This is a genomic window from Pseudomonas sp. GW821-FHT01A09 (genome assembly GCF_058986725.1).
Map to the genome: position 1 here is coordinate 1 of NZ_JBYSWB010000045.1, position 24,223 is coordinate 24,223.

The 24,223-nt window shown below is 64.4% G+C and carries 23 protein-coding genes and 1 pseudogene; 9 read left to right on the forward strand and 15 right to left on the reverse strand.

Annotated elements, in window-relative coordinates; translation table 11 throughout:
* Positions 1–103: 103 nt before the first annotated feature.
* Positions 104–892, reverse strand: a complete 789-nt coding sequence (locus AC3WJP_RS27730) for a helix-turn-helix domain-containing protein (protein ID WP_493724351.1) — start codon at positions 890–892, stop codon at positions 104–106.
* Between the two features lie 104 nt (positions 893–996).
* Here AC3WJP_RS27730 and AC3WJP_RS27735 point away from each other — a divergent pair, with 104 nt between their 5' ends.
* From AC3WJP_RS27735 to AC3WJP_RS27755, 5 genes are all read left to right on the forward strand, one after another.
* Positions 997–1,959, forward strand: a complete 963-nt coding sequence (locus tag AC3WJP_RS27735; protein ID WP_493724350.1) for a threonine dehydratase — start codon at positions 997–999, stop codon at positions 1,957–1,959.
* Between the two features lie 413 nt (positions 1,960–2,372).
* Entirely contained in the window at positions 2,373–3,290 is a 918-nt protein-coding gene (locus AC3WJP_RS27740; RefSeq protein ID WP_493724349.1) for an ABC transporter permease, read from the forward strand.
* The gene (locus AC3WJP_RS27745) at positions 3,287–4,165 is read left to right on the forward strand and encodes an ABC transporter permease (protein ID WP_493724348.1); all 879 of its coding nucleotides are present in this window, start codon (positions 3,287–3,289) and stop codon (positions 4,163–4,165) included. The genes AC3WJP_RS27740 and AC3WJP_RS27745 overlap by 4 nt, the downstream gene beginning before the upstream one ends.
* Positions 4,162–5,841 carry a dipeptide ABC transporter ATP-binding protein gene (locus AC3WJP_RS27750; RefSeq protein WP_493724347.1) on the forward strand — a complete coding sequence of 560 codons (1,680 nt, stop codon included), beginning with the start codon at positions 4,162–4,164 and terminating at the stop codon, positions 5,839–5,841. Before AC3WJP_RS27745 ends, AC3WJP_RS27750 begins: the two co-directional genes overlap by 4 nt.
* A gap of 7 nt (positions 5,842–5,848) precedes the next feature.
* Positions 5,849–7,507, forward strand: a complete 1,659-nt coding sequence (locus tag AC3WJP_RS27755; RefSeq protein ID WP_493724346.1) for an ABC transporter substrate-binding protein — start codon at positions 5,849–5,851, stop codon at positions 7,505–7,507.
* Between the two features lie 149 nt (positions 7,508–7,656).
* On the opposite strand, the gene AC3WJP_RS27760 is transcribed toward AC3WJP_RS27755, so the two are convergent.
* The 3 genes from AC3WJP_RS27760 to AC3WJP_RS27770 all read right to left on the reverse strand — a co-directional run bounded on the left by AC3WJP_RS27760 (position 7,657) and on the right by AC3WJP_RS27770 (position 9,712).
* On the reverse strand, positions 7,657–8,058 hold the full coding sequence (locus tag AC3WJP_RS27760) for an ExbD/TolR family protein (RefSeq protein WP_311969912.1): 402 nt from the start codon (positions 8,056–8,058) through the stop codon (positions 7,657–7,659).
* A gap of 1 nt (position 8,059) precedes the next feature.
* Complete coding sequence (locus tag AC3WJP_RS27765; protein WP_493724345.1) at positions 8,060–8,773, reverse strand: MotA/TolQ/ExbB proton channel family protein; 714 nt, start codon at positions 8,771–8,773, stop codon at positions 8,060–8,062.
* Between the two features lie 102 nt (positions 8,774–8,875).
* Complete coding sequence (locus AC3WJP_RS27770) at positions 8,876–9,712, reverse strand: energy transducer TonB (RefSeq protein ID WP_493724344.1); 837 nt, start codon at positions 9,710–9,712, stop codon at positions 8,876–8,878.
* Between the two features lie 536 nt (positions 9,713–10,248).
* Here AC3WJP_RS27770 and AC3WJP_RS27775 point away from each other — a divergent pair.
* Positions 10,249–10,482 (forward strand): annotated as a pseudogene (locus AC3WJP_RS27775) (helix-turn-helix transcriptional regulator); the annotation flags it as partial.
* Between the two features lie 142 nt (positions 10,483–10,624).
* Here AC3WJP_RS27775 and AC3WJP_RS27780 read toward each other — a convergent pair.
* Positions 10,625–11,455 (reverse strand): LysR family transcriptional regulator, encoded by an 831-nt coding sequence (locus AC3WJP_RS27780; protein ID WP_493724343.1) that lies wholly within the window; start codon positions 11,453–11,455, stop codon positions 10,625–10,627.
* A 103-nt stretch (positions 11,456–11,558) separates the two neighbouring features.
* Here AC3WJP_RS27780 and AC3WJP_RS27785 point away from each other — a divergent pair, with 103 nt between their 5' ends.
* Positions 11,559–12,158, forward strand: a complete 600-nt coding sequence (locus AC3WJP_RS27785) for a cysteine hydrolase family protein (protein WP_493724342.1) — start codon at positions 11,559–11,561, stop codon at positions 12,156–12,158.
* A 48-nt stretch (positions 12,159–12,206) separates the two neighbouring features.
* Here AC3WJP_RS27785 and AC3WJP_RS27790 read toward each other — a convergent pair whose 3' ends face one another.
* From AC3WJP_RS27790 to AC3WJP_RS27835, 10 genes are all read right to left on the reverse strand, one after another.
* On the reverse strand, positions 12,207–13,142 hold the full coding sequence (locus AC3WJP_RS27790) for a 5-oxoprolinase subunit C family protein (RefSeq protein ID WP_493724341.1): 936 nt from the start codon (positions 13,140–13,142) through the stop codon (positions 12,207–12,209).
* Complete coding sequence (pxpB, locus tag AC3WJP_RS27795; RefSeq protein ID WP_493724340.1) at positions 13,139–13,876, reverse strand: 5-oxoprolinase subunit PxpB; 738 nt, start codon at positions 13,874–13,876, stop codon at positions 13,139–13,141. Before pxpB ends, AC3WJP_RS27790 begins: the two co-directional genes overlap by 4 nt.
* Before the next feature lie 34 nt (positions 13,877–13,910).
* The gene (locus AC3WJP_RS27800) at positions 13,911–14,885 is read right to left on the reverse strand and encodes a threonine ammonia-lyase (protein WP_493724339.1); all 975 of its coding nucleotides are present in this window, start codon (positions 14,883–14,885) and stop codon (positions 13,911–13,913) included.
* A gap of 140 nt (positions 14,886–15,025) precedes the next feature.
* Positions 15,026–15,796, reverse strand: coding sequence for an ABC transporter ATP-binding protein (locus AC3WJP_RS27805; protein ID WP_493724338.1), 771 nt, complete (start codon positions 15,794–15,796; stop codon positions 15,026–15,028).
* Positions 15,797–15,819: 23 nt separating this feature from the next.
* Positions 15,820–16,587 carry an ABC transporter permease gene (locus tag AC3WJP_RS27810; RefSeq protein ID WP_493724337.1) on the reverse strand — a complete coding sequence of 256 codons (768 nt, stop codon included), beginning with the start codon at positions 16,585–16,587 and terminating at the stop codon, positions 15,820–15,822.
* Positions 16,584–17,531 (reverse strand): ABC transporter permease, encoded by a 948-nt coding sequence (locus tag AC3WJP_RS27815; protein ID WP_493724336.1) that lies wholly within the window; start codon positions 17,529–17,531, stop codon positions 16,584–16,586. Before AC3WJP_RS27815 ends, AC3WJP_RS27810 begins: the two co-directional genes overlap by 4 nt.
* A gap of 4 nt (positions 17,532–17,535) precedes the next feature.
* Positions 17,536–18,660, reverse strand: coding sequence for an ABC transporter substrate-binding protein (locus AC3WJP_RS27820; RefSeq protein WP_493724335.1), 1,125 nt, complete (start codon positions 18,658–18,660; stop codon positions 17,536–17,538).
* 35 nt (positions 18,661–18,695) lie between these two features.
* A complete protein-coding gene (locus AC3WJP_RS27825; protein WP_493724334.1) occupies positions 18,696–19,607 on the reverse strand; it encodes a TauD/TfdA dioxygenase family protein in 912 nt (303 codons plus the stop codon).
* Between the two features lie 193 nt (positions 19,608–19,800).
* On the reverse strand, positions 19,801–20,163 hold the full coding sequence (locus tag AC3WJP_RS27830) for a hypothetical protein (RefSeq protein ID WP_493724333.1): 363 nt from the start codon (positions 20,161–20,163) through the stop codon (positions 19,801–19,803).
* Positions 20,164–20,194: 31 nt separating this feature from the next.
* On the reverse strand, positions 20,195–20,881 hold the full coding sequence (locus tag AC3WJP_RS27835) for a DJ-1/PfpI family protein (RefSeq protein ID WP_493724332.1): 687 nt from the start codon (positions 20,879–20,881) through the stop codon (positions 20,195–20,197).
* 90 nt (positions 20,882–20,971) lie between these two features.
* On the opposite strand from AC3WJP_RS27835, the gene AC3WJP_RS27840 reads away from it, so the two are divergent.
* Together AC3WJP_RS27840 and AC3WJP_RS27845 are read left to right on the forward strand one after the other, a co-directional pair.
* Positions 20,972–21,949, forward strand: coding sequence for a GlxA family transcriptional regulator (locus AC3WJP_RS27840; protein ID WP_493724331.1), 978 nt, complete (start codon positions 20,972–20,974; stop codon positions 21,947–21,949).
* A 108-nt stretch (positions 21,950–22,057) separates the two neighbouring features.
* A complete protein-coding gene (locus AC3WJP_RS27845; RefSeq protein ID WP_493724330.1) occupies positions 22,058–24,016 on the forward strand; it encodes a DNA topoisomerase III in 1,959 nt (652 codons plus the stop codon).
* Positions 24,017–24,223 lie beyond the last annotated feature (207 nt).

Consider the following 24,223-nt stretch of genomic DNA (forward strand, 5'->3'; position numbering starts at 1 on the left):
CGGAACGCGGGTACCCTGAGCCTAGGCGAAGGGCCAATGGGCAGGGCGCGCCGCACAGGCCCGCAGCAAAGGACCACACGCCTATCTAAAGGCCCCAACGGCTTTACGCTCTTCGCAACCCACTAGGACTTACCCCGAGCCGCTGCCTGAACACCGTCGCCATATGCGCCTGCGAAGCGAACCCGCACGCCAGCGCTATATCCGTCAAACCCTGCCTCGAATCCCGCAACAACACTCGGGCACGGGCCACCCGGCGGTCGATCACATAGCTGTGCGGGCTCTTCCCCACGGCGGCCTTGAAGGCACGCATGAAAAAACCTTCGGACAACCCCAGCAGTGCGGCCATGGCCTGCACGGTCAGCGCGCCCTGCAGTTGCGCATCGATGAATTCGTCAAGCCGTTGCAAGCGCTGGCGCGTCATCGATCCGCGAGGCGCCATTGGCTGCCGCACGCCCCCAGCGCGCTCCGACAGTGCCAGCGCCCAGGCCTCCCAGTCATCCTCGGGCGAGCCACGCAGCAAGGCCGCGCGCATGCGTTGCGCCAGGGCAATCGCTGGTGGGTCGATCACATCGTTGAACGCCTGCTCACCGAGCCACAGCGCGCCGTCGATGCGGATTACCCGCAGGTATTCGCCACCCTGTTGCGAAGCGGAAAACACATCGCACCCCGCGGGCACCAGGGCCAGGCCGTTGGGGATGGCGTGGAAGGGACACACCCGGTCGCTGGCGATGGCATGCACGCCGCGCTGGCTGTCGAAGGCAAAGCCGATGGCCGCCTCGGTTGCCACGTAGCGGGCTTCGTAGGGCGCGCCAGGCAGCAATTCGATTGCCCACGGCCCTGCTTCGGCGCGGCGCACCTGTGGGTAAAAGGGCAGTAAAGGGATGGCAGTCATGCTCGGCATCTTACTCGCGGCCGGCGTAAAAAATCAGGTCAGTTTTTTGAAAACCCCATACAGCCAGTCGCTCTAGAGTGGGCAAAATCCTAGAGAGAACTGCCATGCACGGACTGACCCGCACCAATATCGAAGACGCCGCCCGCCAGGTCTATCAGGTGATGCCCGCCACCGCGCAATATGCCTGGCCATTATTGGCCGAGCGACTGGGCTGCACGGTCTGGGTCAAGCACGAGAACCATACGCCGACCGGGGCTTTCAAGGTACGCGGCGGCATTACCTTCCTGCATTGGCTGCAGCGCACGCATCCGCAAGTGCGCGGCGTGGTCAGTTCCACCCGCGGCAACCACGGCCAGAGCCTGGCACTGGCGGCAAAAGCCCTGGGCCTGCGGGCACTGATCGTGGTGCCCCAGGGCAACTCGGTGGAGAAGAACAACGCCATGCGCGGCTTCGGTGCCGAGCTGGTGGAGTGCGGGCGAGACTTCGATGACGCACGCGAAGAGGCGGCGCGGCTGGCAACGGCACAGGATCTGTACCTGGTACCGCCCTACCATCGCGAACTGGTGCGAGGCGTGGCTACCTATGGGCTGGAGCTGTTCAACGCGGTGCCCGCTCTGGATACCGTTTACGTGCCTATCGGTTGTGGTTCAGGGGTGTGTGCGATGATTGCCGCCCGTGATGCGTTGGGGCTGAAGACCGAGGTGGTGGGAGTGGTGTCCAGCGAAGCGGCAGCGGCCAAGCTGTCGTTCGAGTCAGGCCGGTTGCAGGAAACCGCGACCGCCGACACCTTCGCCGACGGCATGGCCGTGCGCAAGCCGATCCCCGAAGCGTTGGCGATCTACAGCGCGGGGGCGGCGCGCATCGTGGCCGTGAGCGAGGAGGAAGTCGCCCAGGCCATGCGGGTGTATTACACCGACACCCATAACCTGGCGGAAGGCGCCGGCGCGGCGGCGCTGGCAGCGTTGATGCAGGAGCGGGATCGGCAGGCGGGGAAGCAGGTCGCGGTGATCTTGTCGGGCGGGAATGTCGATCAAACGGTGTATGCGCGGGTGCTTGGTGCTAACTAGCCACCTATCAGCACGGATGTACGCCCTGTGTTGAGGGGCCTTGCTCCCGGGAGGCTATTGCTGGCACTACGCGCGAGGCAGGTCCGGCCAATCGGGGGCAAGCCCCCTCGCTACAGGGAAACGCCGGTTATTGCGTAGCGTTCCGGTGATCTGGCAGCGCTTGTCTTAAGTTACCGGCTGCTCATCGATCCAAGTCTGATGCACTAATCAATCCGCCAGCCCCAGATGCTCGCGCAGGGTGGAAAACCGTATGGACATAAGCTTATTCCATAAATACCTGGAATTTTATGTTTTAGCTTACATGCATTTTTTTCATTATATTTTTATGCTCAAACGGCCTTGGACGCCTGCCGAGCATCAACTATAGGATCGCCTTCACTCACGCCCTGAGGTGATGACTGAAAGGAAGATCTATGTGGCAAAGCGTAATCACCCGGCTGTTCAGCAGCGTCCTGGTGCTGTGGCTCAGCGTAACGGCGGCCTTCACCGCCCTGCACTCGCTGCCGGGCAACATCGCTGACATCCTCGCCGGCGATAACGAATACCCGGGCCTGCGCGAAGCCATCGCCGCCGAATGGGGCCTGGACAAATCCCTCCCTGAACAATACCTCGACTTCCTCGGCCGCCTGGTGCATGGCGACCTCGGTACCTCCTATGTGATGCGCCAATCGGTGGGGGCCATTCTTGGCTCGCAACTGTGGCCGACGGTGCAATTGGCGCTGACGGCGGGCGCACTGGCGGCGATTCTGGCGATCACGGTGGCGTTGCTGACGGCCGGACGCAGTGCCCTGGGTCGCAAGATCGCCTCGTCGCTGGAGCTGGTCATGACCTCCATGCCGGTGTTCTGGATCGGCATCCTGCTGTTGATGCTGTTCTCCTTCCACTGGCGCTGGTTCCCGGTGTCGGGTGCCAACGGCTGGCAATCGCTGGTATTGCCAGCGGTGACCCTGGCGCTGCCCACCGCCGGGATCCTCGCGCAAGTGCTGCGCGAGGCCATGGAAAAAGCCCTCGAACAGCCCTTCGTGACCACGCTGCGCGCTCGCGGCCTGAGTGAAACCCGCCTGCGCTTCAGCCATGTGCTGCGCCACGCCCTGCTGCCCATCGTGACCTTGGGCGGCTGGCTGGTGGGCGGCCTGCTCGGCGGTGCAGTGATCACTGAAAAAGTCTTCGGCCGACCCGGCCTCGGCACCGTCACCCTCAACGCCATCACCAGTCAGGATGTGCCTGTAGTGCTGGCCGTCGTGCTGGTGGCGGCCTTTATCTACGTAGCGATCTCGACGCTGCTGGATGTGCTCTATCTGCTCATCGATCCGAGGCTCAGAAGCCAATGAACCAGACCGTCTCCACCCTCGCGCCGGATGAAATCAGCGCCACGACCGCCGCAACGGCCACTCGCCGCAGGCTCCCCCTAGGCGTCGTGCTGAGCTCGGCGTTTCTGCTGGCGCTGGCCATTGCCCTGGTGGTGCCGTTCTGGCTGACCGCCTACGACCCGTTGTCGGGGGACGTGACCATCGGCCTGCAGGCCCCGAGCCTGGCGCACTGGTTCGGCACCGATCGGCTGGGCCGCGACGTGTTCGCCCGGGTCGTGTACGGCACGCGCTATTCCCTGCTGATCGGCATCGCCGGCATGCTCCTGAGCCTGGTGGTCGGCACCTTGCTGGGGCTGCTCGCCGGCATGAAGAACCGCTGGCTGGACGAAGTCGCCTCGCGCCTGTTCGACATGCTCTCGGCCTTCCCCAACGTGCTGTTGGCGCTGCTGGTCATCGCCCTGATCGGCCCCGGTCTGATGAACGTCGCGGTGGCCATCGGCATCGCCGGAATTCCCAAGTTCGGGCGCCTGATCCGCAGCCAGACCCAGCTGGTACGCAATGCCGACTACGTGCGTCACGCCGTACTCTACGGCCAGTCGCGGGGCAAGGTATTCCTGCGCCACCTGCTGCCTAACGTGCTGGTGGCCATTCCTATCGTCGCGACCATCGATATTGGCAGCTCGATCATCGCCGTCTCCGGCCTCAGCTTTCTCGGCCTCGGCCCGCAACCCCCTACTCCGGAATGGGGCGTGATGCTCGCCGAAGGCCGTGACGTGTTGCGCGTAGCCTGGTGGCCAAGCGTATTCCCCGGCGTCGCCATCACCCTGACCGTGATCTCTTTTACCGTGGTCGGCAGCTACCTGCAGCGCCGCTTTGAAGGGAGGCTGGCACCATGACCCAGGCCTTGGTCGAAATCGACAACCTGAGCATCAGCTTCCCGGCGCTGCACGGCGATACGTCGCTGGTACGCAACTTGAGCTTGAGCATCCAGCCCGGCGAGTGCGTGGCCCTGGTAGGCGAATCCGGCTCAGGCAAGAGCCTGACGGCGCGCAGCCTGCTGGGCCTTGCCGGCGACGGCGCAGTGGTCAAGGCCCGGACCTTGCAGATCGCCGGTCGCGATGCCCTGACCTTCACCGAGCAGGACTGGCGCCAGATTCGTGGCCGCTGGGCCGGGCTGGTGATGCAGGATGCGCTGGTGTCGCTGGACCCTTTGCGCACCATCGGCCAGGAAGCGGGCGAAGTACTCACCGTGCACGACTTGCTCAAAAGCAGTCGCGAGGTAGAACAACGGGTGGTCGAGGTATTCGAGCAGGTCGGCATTCCCGAAGCCCGGGAGCGCGCCGACCAATACGCCCACCAGTTATCAGGTGGCCTGCGCCAACGCGCGCTGATCGGCGCCGCCATTGCGGGCGAGCCCAGCCTGATCATCGCAGATGAACCGACCACGGCCCTCGACGTGACGGTGCAACAGCAAGTGATCGCAGTACTGGCCGATCGCGTGGCCCGGGGCGCCGGGCTGTTGATCATCAGCCATGACCTGGCACTGGTGGCGCAGATTGCCGATCGCGTTTACGTGATGCAGTCTGGCGTGGTGGTCGATTCCGGACCGGTCGCACAAGTACTGACCCGCCCGCGCCACGACTACACCCGGCAGCTGCTGGCGGCGACGCCGAGCGAACACTCCCGGGGCACGCGCCTGAGCTCGGCACGAGTACTACCTGCCGTCGATGAAACCCAGCCGCTGCGCATCGAGCGCAGCGCCTTGCCGAGTCGGCACATCGACCGGCAACAGGTGGTGCTGCACGTCGACAACATCAGCAAGCACTATCGGCGCGGCGGCTTGGGGCGACGCAAAGAGAGTTTCACCGCCTTGCACAGCGCCTCGTTCAGCGTGCACAAGGGCGAAGTGCTGGGCATCGTCGGCGAGTCCGGTTCGGGCAAGACCACCTGCGCCAACATCGTCCTCGGTTTGCTCGAACCCGACAGCGGCGGCGTGCATCTGCTCGGCCAGCCCTGGAGCCAGGTGCCCGAAGTGCAACGCCGGCCCTGGCGGCGGCAGATGCAGTACATCCCGCAGGACCCACTGAGTTCCTTCGACCCGCGCTACAGCGTGCTGCAGATCATCGCCGAGAACCTCCAGGCCCAGGATCGCCAGCGCGAACGGGTGACCACCCTGCTCACCCAGGTCGGCCTCAACGGCGCCTACCTCGATCGCCATCCGCGCTCGCTGTCCGGCGGCCAGCGCCAACGCATCGCCATCGCCCGTGCGCTGGCGGCGGAACCGGCGCTGATCATCTGCGATGAACCGGTGTCGGCGCTGGACCTGTACGTGCAGGCCCAGGTGCTGGACCTGATCAGCGAGCTGCAAGCCGAGCGCGGCATCGCCCTGCTGTTCATTTCCCACGACCTGGAAGTGATCCGCCATGTCAGCGACCGCGTGCTGGTGTTCCATCAGGGCCAGGTGGTCGAACAAGGCGCGGTGCAGCAGGTTTTCGATACGCCCCAACATCCCTACACCCAACGTCTGTTGTCGGCCCAGCCGACCGTGGCCGCTTCACCTGCTTACGCTTAAGGACATCATGAGAGCACCACTTCCCCTGCTTTGCCTGGCCGTTGCCATCAGCCCCTTGCTGGCCAGTTGCGACAACACCGCAGCACCGCCCAAAGCTGTCGCGAAAACCGAAAACAGCAGCGTCAAACCCCGTGATGGCGGCGACATCACCTTCGGCGTGACCACCGAACCTGTGTGCTTCGACCCGCACAACTCGTCGCAGCAAAATGCTTTTTTGGTGATCCGCAACTATATCGATTCGCTGGTCGGCAAGCAGGCCGACGGCACTTTCGCGCCCTGGCTGGCAAAAAGCTGGAGCATCTCCGACGACGGCCTGAGCTACAGCTTCAAACTGCGTGACGACGTGACCTTCAGCGACGGCACGCCGTTCGATGGCGAGGCGGTCAAGGCCAACCTCGACTGGACCAAGGACCCCGCCCACACCGCTAACGCTGCGGCCTTTCTGGAGTACTACGACCACACCGAGGTGGTCTCGGCCCATGAAGTCAAGATCGTCCTGAGCAAGCCCGACTCGGCGTTCCTCGAGTCGCTGTCGAGCGTCAAGCTCGGCTTCCTCTCGCCCAGGACCCTGACCAAGGGCGGCGACCTGTGCCAAGGCGGCCCGAACCTGGTGGGCACCGGCCCGTTCGTGTTCGACCAGTACACCCGCGGCCAGTCGGCGCGCTTCGTCAAGAACCCCAATTACCACTGGGGCCCGGCCTATGCCGCGCACCAGGGCCCGGCCTACCTGAATTCGGTCACCTATCGCTTCCTGCCCGAATACGCGGTACGCGCCGGGGCCCTGAGCTCCGGTCAGGTGGATCTGATCGAAGGCGTGCAGCCCACCGACCGTGCGCTGTTCGAAAACGCTCAGGGCTTCCAGTTCCTCACCGGGCCATCGGCCGAGACGTCGTTCACCCTCAACCTCAACTACACTGCCGCGCCCACCGATGACGTGCGCGTGCGCCGGGCGCTGCGCGACGGCTTCGATCTGGAGGCGATCGTCAAGAACATCTACCTGGGCACCGTGCCGCGCGCCTGGTCGAACATCGGCCCGGACAACACCGCCTACAACAAGGCCCTGAAAGGCTCGTGGGGCAATGACGTGGCAGGCGCCAACAAACTGCTCGACGACGCCGGCTGGACCGGCCGCGACGCCGACGGCTACCGCACGCGCGACGGCCAGCGCCTGCGCATCGAAGTGGGCTACCCGCAGCCGTATGTGCGTGACAACCGCGACCTGCTGATCCAGCAGATCCAGGCGGCTGTGAAGAAGAACCTCAACCTGCAACTGGACCTGCGCATCATCAGTTCCGGCGAATGGGTCAAGTCCATCGCCGATGGCACCTGGCACGTGTACCCCAACACCCTCAACCCGTCCGATGCGGCGCTGTCGTTGCGCGACGTGCTGGGTGCCAGCGGCTTCCTGTATCGCGGCATCAAGGTTCCGGACGCGCAAATCACCGGGCTGATCGACCAGGCGCGGGCCACCACCGACCTCGGCAAACGCCAGCCGATTCTGGATCGGATTCAGCAGCTGGCGGTGGACAAGGCCTACGTCATCCCGTTGTTCGCCCCGAATTATCAGCTGGCGGCGCGCAGCACCTTGCACGGGCTGAATTTCGAGGTGCAGCTGGATGCGCCGTCGAATCTGTATGACGTGTGGAGTGAGGAAAAGGCTCGATAACGCCCGGGTTATGGGGTGAGCTGGAGGGCCTCTTCGCGGGCAAGCCCTGCTCCCACAGCTGTACGACTGTGTAGGAGCAGGGCTTGCCCGCGAAGGGGCCGGCCCTGCTCACGCCGAATCGGGGTCGCTGAACAGCTTGGTAACGCTCTTCACTTGGCAGTGATCACTGCCAGCTTGGTGATCCCGGCCTTCTCGATCACGGCCATGGCCTTGGCGACCACACCGTAGTTGACGCCATTGTCCGCTTGCAGCTGGATGCGTACGTCCGGATCCTTGGCCTTGGCGCCCTGCAGGCGGAACTGCAATTGGTCGAGGTCGATCTGTTCCTTGGCGATGAACACCTGGCCCTTGTCGTCGATGCTCACCACCACTGGGTCCTTCTGCTCGACCGGCGCCACGGCATCGGTCTTGGGCAGGTTGATGGGGATGGCGTTGGTCAACAAGGGCGCGGTGACGATGAACACCACCAGCAGCACCAGCATCACGTCCACCAGCGGGGTGACGTTGATTTCGCTCAGTACTTCATCACTGTCCTGGGTCGAAAAGGCCATCTCAGACAGCCTCCTTCACAGGGCGGCTGGCACCGGCTTTTGGGCCGGTCGGCAGGCTGATCAAGCGGAACGAGCTTTTCTGCGCCAGGCTATAGAAGTCGTGGGCGAAGTCATCGAGGTCGGCGGCGGTCAGCTTCAGGCGGCGCAAGAAGTAGTTGTAGACCAGCACCGCCGGAACGGCGACGGCGATACCGACCCCAGTGGCCACCAGGGCTGCACCGATCGGGCCAGCCACGGTTTCAAGGCTCGCCGAGCCGGCCGCGCTGATGCCCTTGAGTGCCGACATGATGCCCCACACGGTGCCGAACAGGCCGATGAAGGGCGAGGTGCTGCCGATACTGGCGAGAATCGCCAGGCCGGTTTCCAGTGAGCGACGCTCACGGACGATCTGCTGACGCAGGGCACGCTCGAGACGATCCTGATGATTGATGGCCTGGCTCAGATCTGCTGCCGCGCCTTCCGGTACCTGAATGGCGTTGTAGCCGGCCAAAGCCACCCGCGCCGCGGCGCCCGGTTGCTCGTGGGCCAGTACTGCGGCGGAGTCGAGGCTCGATGCCGCCCAGAACTGTTTGTGGAACTTGCGATCCTGGGCCTTGAGGCGGGTGAACTGCGAACCCTTGAGCAGGAACAGGCCCCAGGTGGCGACGGAGAACAGAATCAATAGCCAGATGACGGCGGATTCGATGGAGGCGAAAGGCGAAGCGATCAGGTTCATGGCAGTAAGTCCTTTGCGAAGTCATGGATTCGTTGGTTGGCGGCGCTCCTTTTGTAGTGGTGGCCCGCAATCTGTAGCGAGGAGGCTTGCCTCCGAAAATTGCTATCTGAGCTTGAAGTCGATCGGCACGCTGACCCAACCGGCCTGGGGCACGTTGCCCTGCTTGGCCGGCACGAAGCTCCAGCGCTTGACCGCCGCCAGCGCCGCTTCATCGAGCTGGGTACGGCCGCTGCTCTTCTGGATCTGGATGTCCCCAGGCTGACCGCTGGCCAGCACTTGCACACGCAGCAAGACCGTACCTTCCCAGCCGCGGCGCATGGCGAGGTCCGGGTATTGCGGCGCCGGGTTCTTCAAGTAGCCCGCAGTGGCCGACGGTGGCGTCACCGGGGCGGGTGCAGGCGGTGCGGGCGGCGCCGGGGCAGCTACGGGTGCCGGCGCAGGCACTGGCTCGGCAGGCTTGGGCAGTGGTTTTTCGACCGGTTTGGCGACGGGTTTAGGGACTGGCTTGACTACCGGTTTCGGTTTCGGTTTCGGCTTGGGCTTGGGCTCTGGCTTGGCGGCCATCTCGTCCACCACAGGCGGTGGCGGCGTCTCGGCCACTGGTGGTGCCGGTGCCGGGGGTGGCGGCTCGACCACGGGCGGGGCTGGCGGCGCGGGCTGGAAAAACTCGATGGTCATGGCTGGCACTTCTGGCGGCACCACCGGCAAGGTCGGTGTCGGCGTGCCGTTCAGCCAATAGATCACCGCGCCATGCAGCACCAGAGCGAACACCCCGAGCAATATGCCCTCGCGCTTGCTGAGGATCGGCCCTGGGGCGCGCTGCAGGCGCAAGGTCCACAGCGGCTCGCGAAATACATTGCCCAGCGCCAACAGTTCGGCATTGGCTGGCTCGCGCCAAAGCGTACGCGTCGCGCTGGCAGCGGTCGGGACATTGCCCATCGATTAGCTCCTGCTCAATGGAATAAAAGGAGCGGCGCCGATGCACGCCTCTTTGTCGGCGACCGCTCAAGGCCGCGATAATCAGCGGTATTGGATATCTCTTAAAGGAATATTTGGATATTTGCTTATGCGTTTCCAGATATAGCGGTCGTGCCATTGCGGCTATTGAAACTTTGATAACCGCGAATTGCTGACATGCAAGATTCACATGCTTAAAACCCCTGCGAACGATCGCCAGATCCCCAGCGAGCTGAGCAATCGGTAATAACCAAATGCAAACTCAGTATTTATGCTGCCAACCCCCGCACGGGTACTCTTCGGGCATGAATACCGACTCGAAGCGACACCATGACCCGCGCGACCAACATCGTTGACCTGGCACTGCATCGCAAGCGCAGAAACGCTCAGCAAATGGGTCGGGCCCTGTGGGCGCTCTACGAACAACGCGCCGGCCTCTGCACCCATGCCCTGCCTCAGTCCCTCAACACTGTCGAAGCGTCAAGGCTCGCCTGATCGTGACCGTACCTAGCGGCTTCATCGACACCAGCGCCCCTCGCCACAAAGCCGAACCTGAACTCGACCCCAGCAGCACAGAAAGCGCAGCCGACCCGATCGGCCAGCGGGTCGCCAACAACCTCCAGCGCTTGCGCAGCAAACGCTTGTTGTCCCTCGATGGCCTGGCCAGAACCAGCGGCGTCAGCCGCGCCATGCTCGCGCAGATCGAAACCGGCCGCAGCGTGCCGTCGATCAAGGTGCTGTGCAAGATCGCCGCTATAGGCCGCAGGGTTCTGGTTCTATGACTGGATGTTCGTGGCTCCCAGGATTTGCCCTTGGCGGTGCCTGATGGACACATGAATAATCCTTATGTATTCACCTGGCGAATTTATGTTTTGCGCCGTTATCGACACCCGTTCACGGGCACTCGCCCAGCACCTGGGCCAGCCAGGCAATCACCGGCCGAAAGCGCTCGGTATCGCGATATTCCACCGGATAGGCCAGCCAGATTTCCCGTTCCACCTGAGGGATGTGCTCGAGTAGCACCAGGCCGGGATCTGTCAGGTAATGAGGCAGCAGCGCCACCCCCAGCCCTGCCCGCACCGACTCGCGCACGGCCAGCAGGTCGTTGGCCGTAAAGGCGAAGCGGCGCCCCAACGTCTTGGGCCACTGCACTTCCGGCAGCGCCAGGTTGCTGTGTTCCGTCAGCCCGCAGAGCGGCGTATCGCCGCGGGTTGAGCCACTGGCGGCGGCATACAGGCCGAAGCGCACGACGCCGACCTTGAGGGCGACCATATCGGCCTCCTGAGGCCGCGCCAGACGCACGCCGATATGCGCTCGGCGCTTGGCCAGGCTGGTGATGCGATCACCCAGTTGCAGGCACACTTCTATGCTCGGATGGGCTTCATACAGCGTTGCCAGACGCGGCGTCAGGTAGTGGCTGCCCAGGGCGGCGGTGGCGGCGATCCGCACCTCGCCGGCGACGCCCTGGCTGCTGGCTTCGGTCTCACGCAGCAGACGATCGGCGGCCTGCTCCATCTGCAGCGCTGCGGCCAGTGCGCCATGGCCGTGGCTGGTCAAGCGAAAGGCGTTGTCCTCACGGGTGACTACCGGTTTGCCCAGCGCTTGCTCCAGCCGGCGGATACGGCGGATGACGGTGGCGTGGGTGAGGTCGAGCTCGCGGGCGCAGGCCGAATAGCTGCCGCTGCGCATGAGGGTCGAAAGGGTCAGCAGATCGTCCCAGGACATTGTGCTTTTTTGCACAGCGACTGTGCCTTTTCAGGGAATGGGCGTGCAGCTTAGCCTGACGCAGGATGGGCGCCTAGCTCACCCACTCTTGAAGGATTCAACCATGACCACGCCCTTTACCCTGCTCGATCTCGCTGGCGCCAGCCGCGCCCCTGCGGCCTGGAACGCCGCAGTGCTGATATTGATCGATCACCAGCGCGAGTACGTAGACGGCACCCTGGCGCTCGTCGGCATGCCCACGGCGATAGAGCACTGCGCTGAATTGCTGGCGCGCGCACGGGCCGAGGGTACCCCGGTCATCCACGTCGTGCACCGCGGCAGCGTCGGCGGCCCGTTCGATCCCCACGGCCCGTCGGGCGCCATCATCGACGGGCTGACGCCGTTGGCGGACGAGATCATCGTCAGCAAGACCTTCCCCAGCGCCTTCACCGACACCGAACTGGCCTCTGAACTGACCGCCCTGGGGCGCAAGGAGTTGATCGTCGCCGGCTTCCAGACCCACATGTGTGTCAGCACCACAGTGCGCGCGGCGCTGGATCATGGTTATAGGGTGACCCTGGTGGCCGACGCCTGCGCCACCCGCGACCTGCCCGACCCACTGGGCGGCGCTGTCCTGAGTGCCGAGCAGTTGCACCGCAGCACGCTGGCGGCGCTGCATGATCGTTTCGCCACGGTGGTAGCGGATGTGGCTGCCTGGAACTGAAATCGGCGTCGACCTGACGAGGCGCTTGCTCGCCCCATGCCTCGGCGGTCAACCGCGCATGGCCTCCAGCAGGCGTGCTCGTTGTACCGCCAGAGCCTGAGCCTCCTCAAGGTCGATTAAGGCGAACTGCACACTCTCCCCTGGCAAGCGCTGGGCCAGCAACGGCAGGTCGACGCTGGCGACGTGGGCGATCTTCGGGTAACCGCCAGTGGTCTGCCGGTCGGCCATCAGCACGATCGGCTGACCACTGGGGGGCACCTGCACGGTGCCGAAGGGCACCGCTTCGGACAGCAGTTCCAGCGCCGTGCGTAATTGCAGCGCCGCCCCGGCCAGGCGATAGCCCATGCGCTCCGAATCGTTGCCGATGCGATAGACGCTGGTGACCAGGGTACGCTGCGCCTCGTCGCTGAACGCCGACCATTCACGCCCCGGCAGGATGCGAATCGGCCGTTCGGCGGCACGTAAAGGATCGAGCTGCAGTGCAGGCGGAATCTGCACCCGTGACGCATTGCTGAAACTCGACGCCAGCGCCAGACGATCACCCGCCCGAAGCTCGCGCCCATGCACCCCGCCCAGCGCACCGCGGCGAAAGGTGCTGCGACTGCCCAGCACAGGCGGCACCTGAAAACCGCCATGCACGGCCAGATAGGCGCGGGCGCCGTGAACGCGCCTGCCGAAGTCCAGCAGTGTGCCCGCCCCGACCCGCACCGCCTGCCCCGGTGGCAACGGCACACCATCGAGCCGCGCGCCCAGGTCGGCTCCGGCGATCGCCAGCAGGCAAGCACTGTCGAAGCGCAAGCTCGGCCCTTGCAGGGTGATTTCCAGGGCGCTGGACTGCGGTGCGTTGCCCACCAGCAGGTTCGCCAGGCTATGGGCCAAGGCGTCCATTGGCCCGTTCACTGGCACACCCAGGTGTTGATAGCCGACCCGCCCGCCATCCTGAACCGTGCTGCACAACCCCGGGCGGATCACCAGAATGCTCATGCCTGTGCCTCGACCGTCATTGCTTCGAAGGTGGCGCTATCGATAGCGACGAAACGCACCTGATCACCGCTTTGCAACAGGCAGGGCGGCTGATTGTCGGCATTGAACATCGCCACCGGGGTACGGCCGATCAGGTGCCAGCCGCCCGGGGAGTCGACCGGATAGACGTTGGTCTGGCGATTGGCGAGGCCGATGCTGCCGCGGGGCACCAGGGTGCGCGGCACCGTGCGCCGAGGCGGATTGAGCGCCGGATCGAGGATGCCGATGTAGGGATGCCCCGGGGTGAAGCCGACCATCAACACATCCAGCCAGTCGCGGCTGTGCACTTCGATCAGGCGCTGGGCGGACAGTCCGCAGGCGCGCGCGGTGTCGTGCAGATCGGGCCCGTATTCGCCGCCGTAGCACACCGGGATTTCGATCCGCCGCGGCTCGATAACAGGGGCACTGGCTTGCTCGCTCAGCAGCCGTTCGATCTGCTTGAGCAGCGCGGCATAAGGCGTTACAGCACCTGCCGGCATCAGGATGCGCTCAGGCCGATAGTGCACGCCCACAGTGACCATGCCAGGCACGATGTCGCTCACGCCGATCAGGCCGCCGAGGTCACGCGCGTGGTTGAGGATCGCCGCCGCCGACGCGGCCCGGCGATTGGCGTGAAGGCTCAGCACGCTGGCGAATTCCAGCACCAGGCAGCTGTCGCCCGAGGGTGCTGCGTGCCAATTGTCAGGATCGCTCATCGAATACCCGTGGGCCGAAACACAGAGGGACGCGTCACTGCGCTTGCAGGATCTGCACAAAACGGTGGGGGTCGACATTGCCACCCGAGAGCACCACCGCGGCAGTGCGCCCGTGCAACGCGAGCTTGCCGGACAACAGCGCGGCCAAGGCCACCGCCCCGCCCGGCTCGACCACCAGTTTGAGGTGCTCGAAGGCGAACGCCATCGCCTGGCGGGCTTCGTCGTCGCTGACCCCCAGCCCGCCCGCGAGCTGGTGGCGGTTGACGCTGAAGGTCAATTCACCGGGCATGGGGCTCAGCAACGCATCGCAGATCGAGCGCGCCTCGCTCGGATTGCCGACGCGCTCGCCCTGGGCCAGCGAACGAGCGGTGTCATCGAAGTCACGAGGTTCGACCGCATAGACCTCGATATCGGGCTGGAGGGCTTTGAGTGCAGTCCCCAGGCCGGCGATCAGGCCCCCGCCGCCGCAGGGCGAGAGCACCACATCGATGCGCTGCTGACCGGCCTGCTGAGCGATCTCCAGGCCGACGGTGCCCTGCCCGGCCATGATCAACGGATCGTCGAACGGCTTGACCGTGACCGCCCCTGACTCGTTGGCCAATTGCGCGGCGATGGCTTCGCGGTCCTCGCTGTAGCGATCGAACAGCACCACCCGTGCACCGTACTCGCGGGTGCGCTGAATCTTGATCTGTGGGGCATCGGCGGGCATCAGGATGGTCGCCTGGAGGTTCAGCAAGCGCGCCGCGTAGGCGACCCCCTGGGCGTGATTGCCGGACGAGAACGCCAACACGCCGCGCTGGCGTTGTTCCGATGTCAGGCTGGAAAGTTTGTTGAACGCCCCGCGAAACTTGAACGAGCCGGTGAGCTGGAGTACCTCCGGCTTGATCAGCACGCGGCCATCGCAGCGCTCGTTGAGTACCACTGATTCCAGCAGTGGCGTGCGCACGGCATGGCCTTCAAGGCGCTGCGCGGCCAGTTCTATATCCGCTAGGGTGACGACAGGATCCATGGTCGAGCTCCGCTATGTGAGGACTATGTGGCAGGCGAAGGCGCAGGATAACCTGAAGCCGCCAGCGCCTGACAGGCACAGATTCCCCCCGCAAACCCCATACACATGACACCCACGGAGCGATCCCGGCGAGCGCTGCATCACGCCCCGTCATGATCCTCGGCAAAATCACTCAACAGATCATCGCGCAGCGCAATGAAGGCGCTGTCGCTGCGTTGCCGCGGGCGCGGCAGATCGATGTCGAGCACACGGCGGATGCGCCCGGGATGGGGCTGCATGACCACCACCCGATCACCGAGGAACACCGCTTCGTCGACATCGTGGGTGACCAGCACCATGGTGATGCGCTCCTGGGCCCAGATGCGCTGCAGTTCGTTCTGCAGGCGGTTGCGGGTCAGGGCGTCGAGGGCGCCGAAGGGTTCGTCGAGCAACAGCACCCGCGGGCGATTGACCAGGCCACGGGCGATCGCCACCCTCTGCGCCATGCCCCCCGACAACTGCCGCGGATAGGCTTGCGCGAAACTTTCGAGTCCCACCAGAGCGATGTGCTCACGCACGCTGTCGCGCTTGTGCCGGGCCGACAGCGGCGCGTTTTTCAGGCCCACCGCGACGTTCTGTTCGACGGTCAGCCAGGGGAACAAGCGGTGATCCTGGAACACGATACCGCGCTCCAGGCCGGTGCCGCTGATGGCCGCGCCATCGAGCAGGATGCGCCCCTGATAATCGCCGTCCAGGCCGAGAATCAGGCGCAGCAGAGTCGACTTACCGCAACCGCTGGCGCCGACGATGCTGATGAATTCGCCGGGCGCGATGTCCAGGTCGATATCGTCCAGCACCTGCAAGGCGGCATTGCCGCGCTGGGCGTTGAACTGCTTGCTGATGTGTTGCAGGGACAAGCCGTTGGCGGGCATGGCAAAACCTCGATTCGAAAGTATCAGTCGGCGCTGCCGTAGCGCCGTTGCAGGCGTCGTTCAAGGGCCCGGGCCAGAGCGTTGAGGGTCCAGCCCACCACGCCGATGACGACCATGCCGAACAACACCAGGTCCATGCGAAAGTGCTCGCTGCCATCGATCAGCAGGTTGCCCACACCCTCCCCCGACACGAGCAGGTATTCGGCGCCGATGGTGGCGAGCCAGGCGTACACCAACGCCAGGTAGATACCGGTGAAGATCGATGGCAAGGCGGCGGGCAGCAGCACGGCGAAGATGGTCTGCCAGCGGTTGAAGCCATACACCCGCGCCACTTCCAGCAGGCCCGGCGGGACATTGCGCAGGCCATCGCAGGTGTTGACCACCACCGGCACCAGCGCCGCCAGCGACAGGAACACCACTTTGGAAACATCGCCCAGGCCGAACCACACCGAGATCAGCGGAATCCAGGCGAACAGCGAGACTTGCTTGAAGGTATTGAAGCTGGGGCCCACGATCCGCTCGAACAATGGCGACAGGCCCAGCACGCAACCAAGGATCAAGCCCAGGGTGGTGCCGATGGCGAAGCCGCTGACATCCCGCGCCAGACTCGCCCCCAACCCGCGCCAGAACGGCAGCGAACTCAGTTGATCCCAGGCCGTATCCAGCACGGTGCCCGGCCCGACCAACAGACCCGACTGACTCCAGCCCTGCTGTACCGCCAGCCACCAGACCAGCACGGCCACCACTGGCAGGACCAGGCCGCGATAATCCCGCGTGCGCACCGCGCTCATGCCAGACGCCCCGGGATCGGTGCGGCGCCGTTGTGCAAACGCCGTTGCAGCAGATCGAAACTGCGGTCGATGATCCAGCCGATCACTCCGACGATCACCACGGCGGCCATCACCAGATCCAGCTGGAACAGTTGGCGGCCGTAGACGATCAGATAACCCAGGCCTTCACTGGAAGCCACCAGTTCGACCACCACCAGCGACAACCAGGCCTTGGTGAAGCCCAGACGCAAGCCGGTGAACAGCGTCGGCAGCGCGGCCGGCAACACCACTTGAGTGATGCTCTGGCGGCGGCTGAAGCCATAGACCTGGCCGACTTCCAGCAGCCCCGGCGGCGCCTGACGGAACGCCTGCAAGGTGCACAGGGTGACCGGCACCAGCGCCGCGTGGGCGATGAGTGCATATTTGAGCGGCTCACCGATCCCGAAGATCAGCAAGGCAAAGGGCAACCAGCCCAGAATAGGAATCTGCACCAAAGCGTTGAACGTGGGCAGCAGATAGGCCTCGACGGTACGGGACAGGCCCATGCCCACCCCGATCAAGGTCCCGAGGCTGGCACCGACGGCGAAGCCGATCAGCACCCGCTGCAGGCTGGCGCTGGTGTTGACCCACAGATCGCCACTGGTGGCCAGGTCGGTGAGCGTCTGCCAGACATAGGCCGGTGGCGGCAGCACTTGCGCCGACAACCAGCCGCGATCGGCGCCCAAGGCCCACAGGCCGAGCAGGGTCAGGGGCAGCAACCACGGCAGCGAGAAGTAGATCGGCCGCGCATGCCAGAACGGCCGACCTGCGCGAGCGTTACTGATACCAGGTTTGGCCGCAGCGACATCCAGCGCCTTCGCCGTTGCGCCGCGTGGCGGTACGGGCAGAGTCTGCACCTGCGCGGCACGTTCCCGAGGCGGCGCCGGCAAACGCCCGGCGGTCGCTGATTGAGCACTGCTGGCCATGGCGTTATTCCCCTTTCCTGGTGTCGACACTCGCTGCGGCCAGATTGGCGGCGGGTTGTTTGCCGTCAGCCGCGTAGGCGGTCCAGAATTTCTCCAGGCCCTTTTTCTTCAAGGCGTTGTCCAGGTAGCTGGTGTCGAACCAGCCATCGATGCTCACCGGCCTGCGGATCAGCTTTTCGTCCAGGGACTGCTGCGCCACCAGGGCATAACGACCGCGGACGAAATCATCCACCAGTGGCGAGGCACTGTCGCGCAAGGCCAGGCCCTGGAAGTCGGCCTTGATCGAAGCGACAGGCTCCTGGGTCTTGGCCCACTCGGTGATGACCGCATCACGGTTGCCTTCGTTGGAGACCCACTGCGCCGCGTCCACCAGGGTGTCGACGACCTTCTGCACCTGTTCCTTGTGGGTCTTCTCGTAGTCGCCGCGCACCAGCAGCGCCGTCTGCCGGGTATAACGCGGATCGTTCTCGGCGTTGTCGTAGATGATATCGACCAGGCCCTCGTCCCTGAGCTTGAACAGCTCGCGGCCACCGAATCCGGCGTCCACGCCTTTGGCCGCGAGGGCCGCCAGGTTGCTGCCGGAATCGAGGTTGATGATCTTCAGATCACGCTCCTTGAGACCATGGGCGGCCAGCAGGTTGTCGGCGACCAGTTGCAGGTTGGTGCCGCGGAACAACCCGACCTTCTTGTCCTTGAGGTCCTCGATGGTCTTGATCGGCGAACCCTTGGGCACCGCCAGGTACACCCTGGAGCGCACCCCGGCCGCCGCCAGCAGTTTGGTGTCCAGGCCATTGGCACGGGCCACCACCTGCGGCATGTCACCCTCGTAGGCGAAATCCAGTTGCTTGTTGGACAGTGCCTCGTTGACCGCCGGCCCTGCGCCTTTGAAGAAGAACCACTGCACTTCGGTATCGGTGCCGGCGAAGGCTTTTTCCAGCAGTTGCTGATTGCGCAGGATGCTCACGGACGAGCCACTGAAGGTCACCGGTTCACCACCGCCCGCCGAGGCCACGCCGATGCGCAGCACCTCGGCTTCGGCGTGGCCGGCTAGCAGAGCGATGGCCAGGCCCAGCAGCGCTGGTGTGTTTCGTTTATTGCCCAGGTTCAAGGAAGACTTGCGCACTGACATCTATAAGGCTCCATCCAGCGATCGGGAGTGTGGCGTTACGCAGCCAGGTGCTTTTTGTCGGCTTCGGTTTTTGGCGAACGGGTGTCTGGCGACGGCTTGAGGGCCTGGCTGGAGCGTCCGTCGACGCCCACCGGCACATCACCGTCGATGGTGGTGCGGCGCACGATGCGCTGCGCGTTGCCGTAATCGTTGATGGCGATATGTTGCGTGGCGCGGTTGTCCCAGATCACCACATCGCCCTCCTGCCAACGCCAGCGCACAGTGTTGTCGAGATGGGTAATACGCTCATGGAACAACCGCACCAGTTGTTTGGAATCGTGGGAACTGACCCCTTGAATATGTTTGACGAAGTGCCCGAGGATCAAACTTCTTTCACCGGTTTCCGGATGAACGCGAACCAGTGGATGTTCGGTTTCGTATACTTCAGCGGCAAACTCGCTACGGTAACGCTTGGCGCCATCTTCCTGGGTGTCACGGGGCACGGCGTAATCATAAATATTGCTGTGCACCGCACGCAGACTGTCGGCGAGCACTTTCAACGGAGTTGGCAAGTCGGCGTAAGCGGCGGCAGTGTTGGCCCAGACGGTATCGCCACCGTAAGGCGGGATCACCACACCGCGCAGGATCGAAATCTTCGGATAGTTGGCCACAAACGTGACGTCGGTATGCCAGGAGTTGGCGCGGGTTTCCTTGGCGTCCAGGTGCAGAATGGCGGTGCTCTTCTCGGCTGAGCGCACCGTCGGATGGGGCACCTGATCACCGAAGCGACGGGAGAAGGCTTCATGTTGGGCGTCGTCGAGATGCTGGTCGCGAAAGAACAACACCTTGAACTTCAACAGTGCCTGCTGAATGGTCTTGAAGTCATCTTCGGATAACTTCTCATCCAACTTCACACCACTCAGGGCGGCGCCAATTTTACCAGCCACGGGATTGATCTGTATCGCCACGGTGCAACTCCTGTCTCGGGGTTTGTTGTGGGAGCGATCATAAAGACATAAAACCGGGGTTGGCTAATCACCGTTTTGCATAACCATAGAGCAGCGGCGAAGTACATCTGAACTGATACTTCGATTGACGATATGCATATAACCTGACTGTTATTGCCGAATAATCAAACTTCGGCAATAACCGCTATAAGGCTTACAGGCAGGTCGCCAGAGCGGCGATCATCTGTTGTTTGGCGGGGGTATCGGAATAGGCGAAAAAGTCCACCTGAGCACCGGCGCCCGCCGGGCTGACATCGGCCAGATACTCGTTGTCGCGGGTATAGACCGTCAGCCCGCCCTTGGGCCCCGGCTGGGTGTACGCCGCCAGCTCGGCACCAACCAGTGCCGGGTTCTGCCACGACACCGAGATGCACTGTGCGACATCCGCCGCCGGGCGCTTGCCGGTGAAGCTGGCGACCACGCCGCGCTCGCGCACCGAAGACATCGAGTGCAGCGCACAACCACCCAGAGTGGCCAGCGCCAGTGCCATCGCCGTTGCCTGTGTCAGAACCCGCATGCTGGAAATCCTTGCCGAAAAAGAACGGATTCTATGCCAGATCGCCTCTGGCAAGCACGCGCTCGACCACTTCATGGCGGGTCTTGAGCGATGCGGCGATCCTGCTGCGCGCCACCGCCAGCACATCGGCCGGCGCGGTGTCCGGGCTGCCGCTGTTGAAGGGCGGCGCCGGCGCGTACTCCAGCATCAGCTGCAAGACTTGCGCAGCCTGCTCGCCCACCAGTTCTGCGGCCATCACCAGGCCGAAATCGATGCCAGCGGTGACACCGCCCCCGGTAATCAGGTTACCGTCGCGCACCACCCGCTCTTGCACCGGGATGGCACCCAGCGGCGCGAGCAATTCATGGCTGGCCCAGTGGGTGGTGGCGCGCCGGCCCTTGAGCAGGCCGGCAGCGCCGAGTACCAGAGAGCCGGTGCACACCGAGGTCACATAGCGCGCGTTGGCGGCCTGAGCGCGCAAAAAGGCCAAGGTCTGCGCATCTTCCATCAACGGCCCGACGCCAGCACCGCCCGGTACGCACAGCACATCCAGCGGTGGGCAATCGCTCATCAAGGTGTCGGGCGTCAACAGCAAGCCGGAGCTGGAGCGCAGCGGCGCCAGATCCTTCCAGATCAGATGCACGGTCACGTCCGGCAAGGACGCCAGCACGTCGTACGGCCCGGTGAGGTCGAGCTGCTGGATGGCGGGGAACAGCAAGAAGCCGATATGGATGGTCATGGCAACGCTCCTGGGGATGACGGTGGACGAGGCCCACTTTAGCGACGTAGGCTGTGGCGCATCCGCCAACCTACCCTCGGATCACGCCAAATGTCCCAGCGCCCGCGCATTGTCGATGTGCTTGCCTTTGCCAACGCCCAGGTGCTGGACGTGACCGGACCACTGCAGGTATTCGCCTCGGCCAACGAGCTCGCGCGTCAGCAAGGGCAAGCCTTGCCGTACAAGGTCCAGGTGATCGCGGCGCAAGCGCAACCGGTCATGACTTCAAGCGGCCTGGCGTTGGTGGCGGCGCCCTTGCCTGCCGGCGATGCACCTTGCGACACGCTGATCATCGCCGGTGGCTGGGGGGTCTACGAGGCGGCCTGCGCCGTGGACCTGGTGGCCTGGGTGCGCGAGCGCGCGCTGCACTGCCGACGCATGACCTCGGTATGCACCGGCGCCTTTCTGCTGGCCGCCAGCGGCGTGCTGGACGGGCGCCGAGTAGCTACCCACTGGACCCGCTGCGAGCAATTGGCGCGCAGCTATCCGGCGCTGAAGGTAGAGCCCGATCCGATCTTCATCCAGGACGGCCCGGTGTGGACCTCCGCCGGGGTGACCGCAGGCATCGACCTGGCCCTGGCGCTGGTGGAGGCGGATCTGGGGCGCGGCGTTGCGCTGCAAGTGGCCCGGCACCTGGTGGTGTTCCTCAAGCGCCCGGGCGGGCAAGCGCAGTTCAGCAACACCCTGGCCTTGCAGCATGACGACAGCCGCTTCGGCGAACTGCACAGCTGGATTGCCGAACACCTGACCCACGATTTGTCGGTGACCACCTTGGCGGCCCGGGCCGGCATGAGCGAGCGCAGTTTCGTGCGCCATTACCGCAGCGCCACCGGCCAGACCCCGGCCCGCGCCGTCGAAACACTGCGCCTTGAAGCGGCACGGCGACTGCTGACCGAGACCGGCCTGCCAGTCAAACGCGTAGCCAGCCTGTGTGGATTCGGCAGTGAGGAGACATTGAGACGCGCCTTCGTGCGAGGGATGGGCGTGACCCCGATGGAATATCGCGAGCGGTTTGCGCTGCAGGTTTGATCCATCATGGGCGATCATAAAACACTGTATACCCATACAGATAAAACTTGCCCAATCCGCCGTTTTTACTCATCCTGTGCACTCCGCTCTGCTGACTAGCGATTGCCCATGCGTCTGTTCCTCTGCGAAAAGCCCTCACAAGCCAAGGACATTGCCAAGGTGCTCGGTGCCACCCGCCGTGGCGACGGCTGCTGGCTGGGCAGTGCGGTGACGGTGACCTGGTGTATCGGCCATTTGCTCGAGACCGCGCCGCCGGACGCCTATGACGAGCGCTACAAGCGTTGGGTGCTGAGCGACCTGCCGATCGTGCCGGTGCAATGGAAGATGCAGGTCAAAAAAACCACCGCCAGCCAGTACAAGGCGGTCAAGCGCCTGCTCGGCGAAGCCCGCGAACTGGTGATCGCCACCGATGCCGACCGTGAGGGCGAAATGATCGCCCGCGAGCTGGTGGAGCATTGTCGCTACCGTGGACCGATCCAACGCCTATGGCTGTCCGCCTTGGACGATGCCTCGATCCGCAAGGCCCTGGGCGCCCTCAAGCCCGGCGCCGAAACCTTCAACCTCTACCACTCGGCACTGGGCCGCTCGCGGGCCGACTGGCTGATCGGCATGAACATGAGTCGGCTGTTCACCCTCCTGGGCCGTCAGTCCGGCTATCAAGGCGTGCTGCCCGTCGGCCGAGTGCAGACGCCGACCCTGCGGCTGGTGGTCGATCGCGATCGCAGCATCGCCGACTTCGTACCCGTGGCCTACTGGGCCATCGATGTGCAACTGCGCAGCGGCGCGAGCGTCTTCACCGCGCAATGGCAAGGGCCGCCGGACCACTGCGACGATCAAGGCCGCTGCCTGAATCAGGACAGCGCCCGCGCCGCCGCCCAGGCCATGAGCCAGGCTGGCGAGGCACGGGTGCTCAAGCAACGCACCGAGCGCATCCGCGAAGCTGCGCCGCTGCCCTTCGACCTTGGCACCCTGCAGGAGGTCTGCTCGAAAAAACTCGGCCTCGGCGCCCAGGAGACCCTCGACGTCGCTCAGGCCCTGTATGAAACCTACAAGGTCATCACCTACCCACGCAGCGACTGCGGCTACCTGCCCCTCAGCCAGCACAGTGAGGCGCCGGCCATCGTCGCCCAACTGGGCCGCGCCGATCCGGGCCTGAGCGAATTGCTCGACCACGTCGATACCGACCGCCGCTCGCGGGCCTGGAACGACGCCAAGGTCAGTGCCCACCACGGCATCATCCCCACCGCCGCCAACATCGACCTCGCCCGTCTGCCGAGCAAGCACCGGGCGGTCTACACCCTGGTACGCGCACGATACCTGGCGCAGTTCCTGCCCAACCACGAATTCGACCGCACCCAAGTCGACTTCAACTGCGCGGGGCAACCGCTCAAGGCCGTGGGCAAGGTGATCGTCGAACCCGGTTGGCGCCGCGCCCTGCCCGAAGCCGTGGCCGCTGCCGCCAAGGGCCGTGAACCCGCCGTGGTACAGACCTTGCCGGCGCTGGCCGCTGGCGAAACCTGCGCCGTCGCCAAGGTGATCCCCAAGGACCTATGGACACAGCCGCCCAAACCCTTCACCGAAGGCGACCTGATCAAGGCGATGAAAAACGTCGCCAAGCTGGTGGACGATCCACGCCTGAAGCAAAAGCTCAAGGACACTACCGGCATCGGCACCGAAGCGACCCGCGCGGGCATCATCCAAGGCCTCATCGACCGCGGCTACCTGACCAAGAACGGCAAAGCGCTGGCGGCGACACCGGCGGCTTTCAGCCTGATCGACGCCGTGCCCCGGGCCATCGCCGACCCAGGCACCACAGCGATCTGGGAGCAGGCGCTGGACATGGTGCAAAGCGGCGAAATGAGCCTTGAAGAATTCGTCACCCGCCAGTCGGCCTGGATGAGCAAGCACGTGGAACGCTGCATGGGCATGCGCATGACCATCACTGCGGCCCCAACAGGCGTCAAACCGCCCTGGAAGGGCAAGCGCAAGGCCAAGACGAAGGCCGGCGCCAGCACGTACCCGGCAAAAAAGCGCGCCCCCCGCAAACCCAACACCGCAGCATCCTGAAGCCACACAGATGTGAAACTACAACGCAAGCCACCCCGAAAATCTCGAAGTTCTGCTTTCGAGTCGGCCTTGGGGTCGCCGCCCCCTTTCAGCAGGCCGCGTGGAGGTACGCTTGCGCAGGGATAGCCGGCATGGATCAGACCGTGTGAAAACTCAGTTCGCAGCGAATAAAGCCAATGCCCCGACTTGTCGGGGCATTGGCTTTTA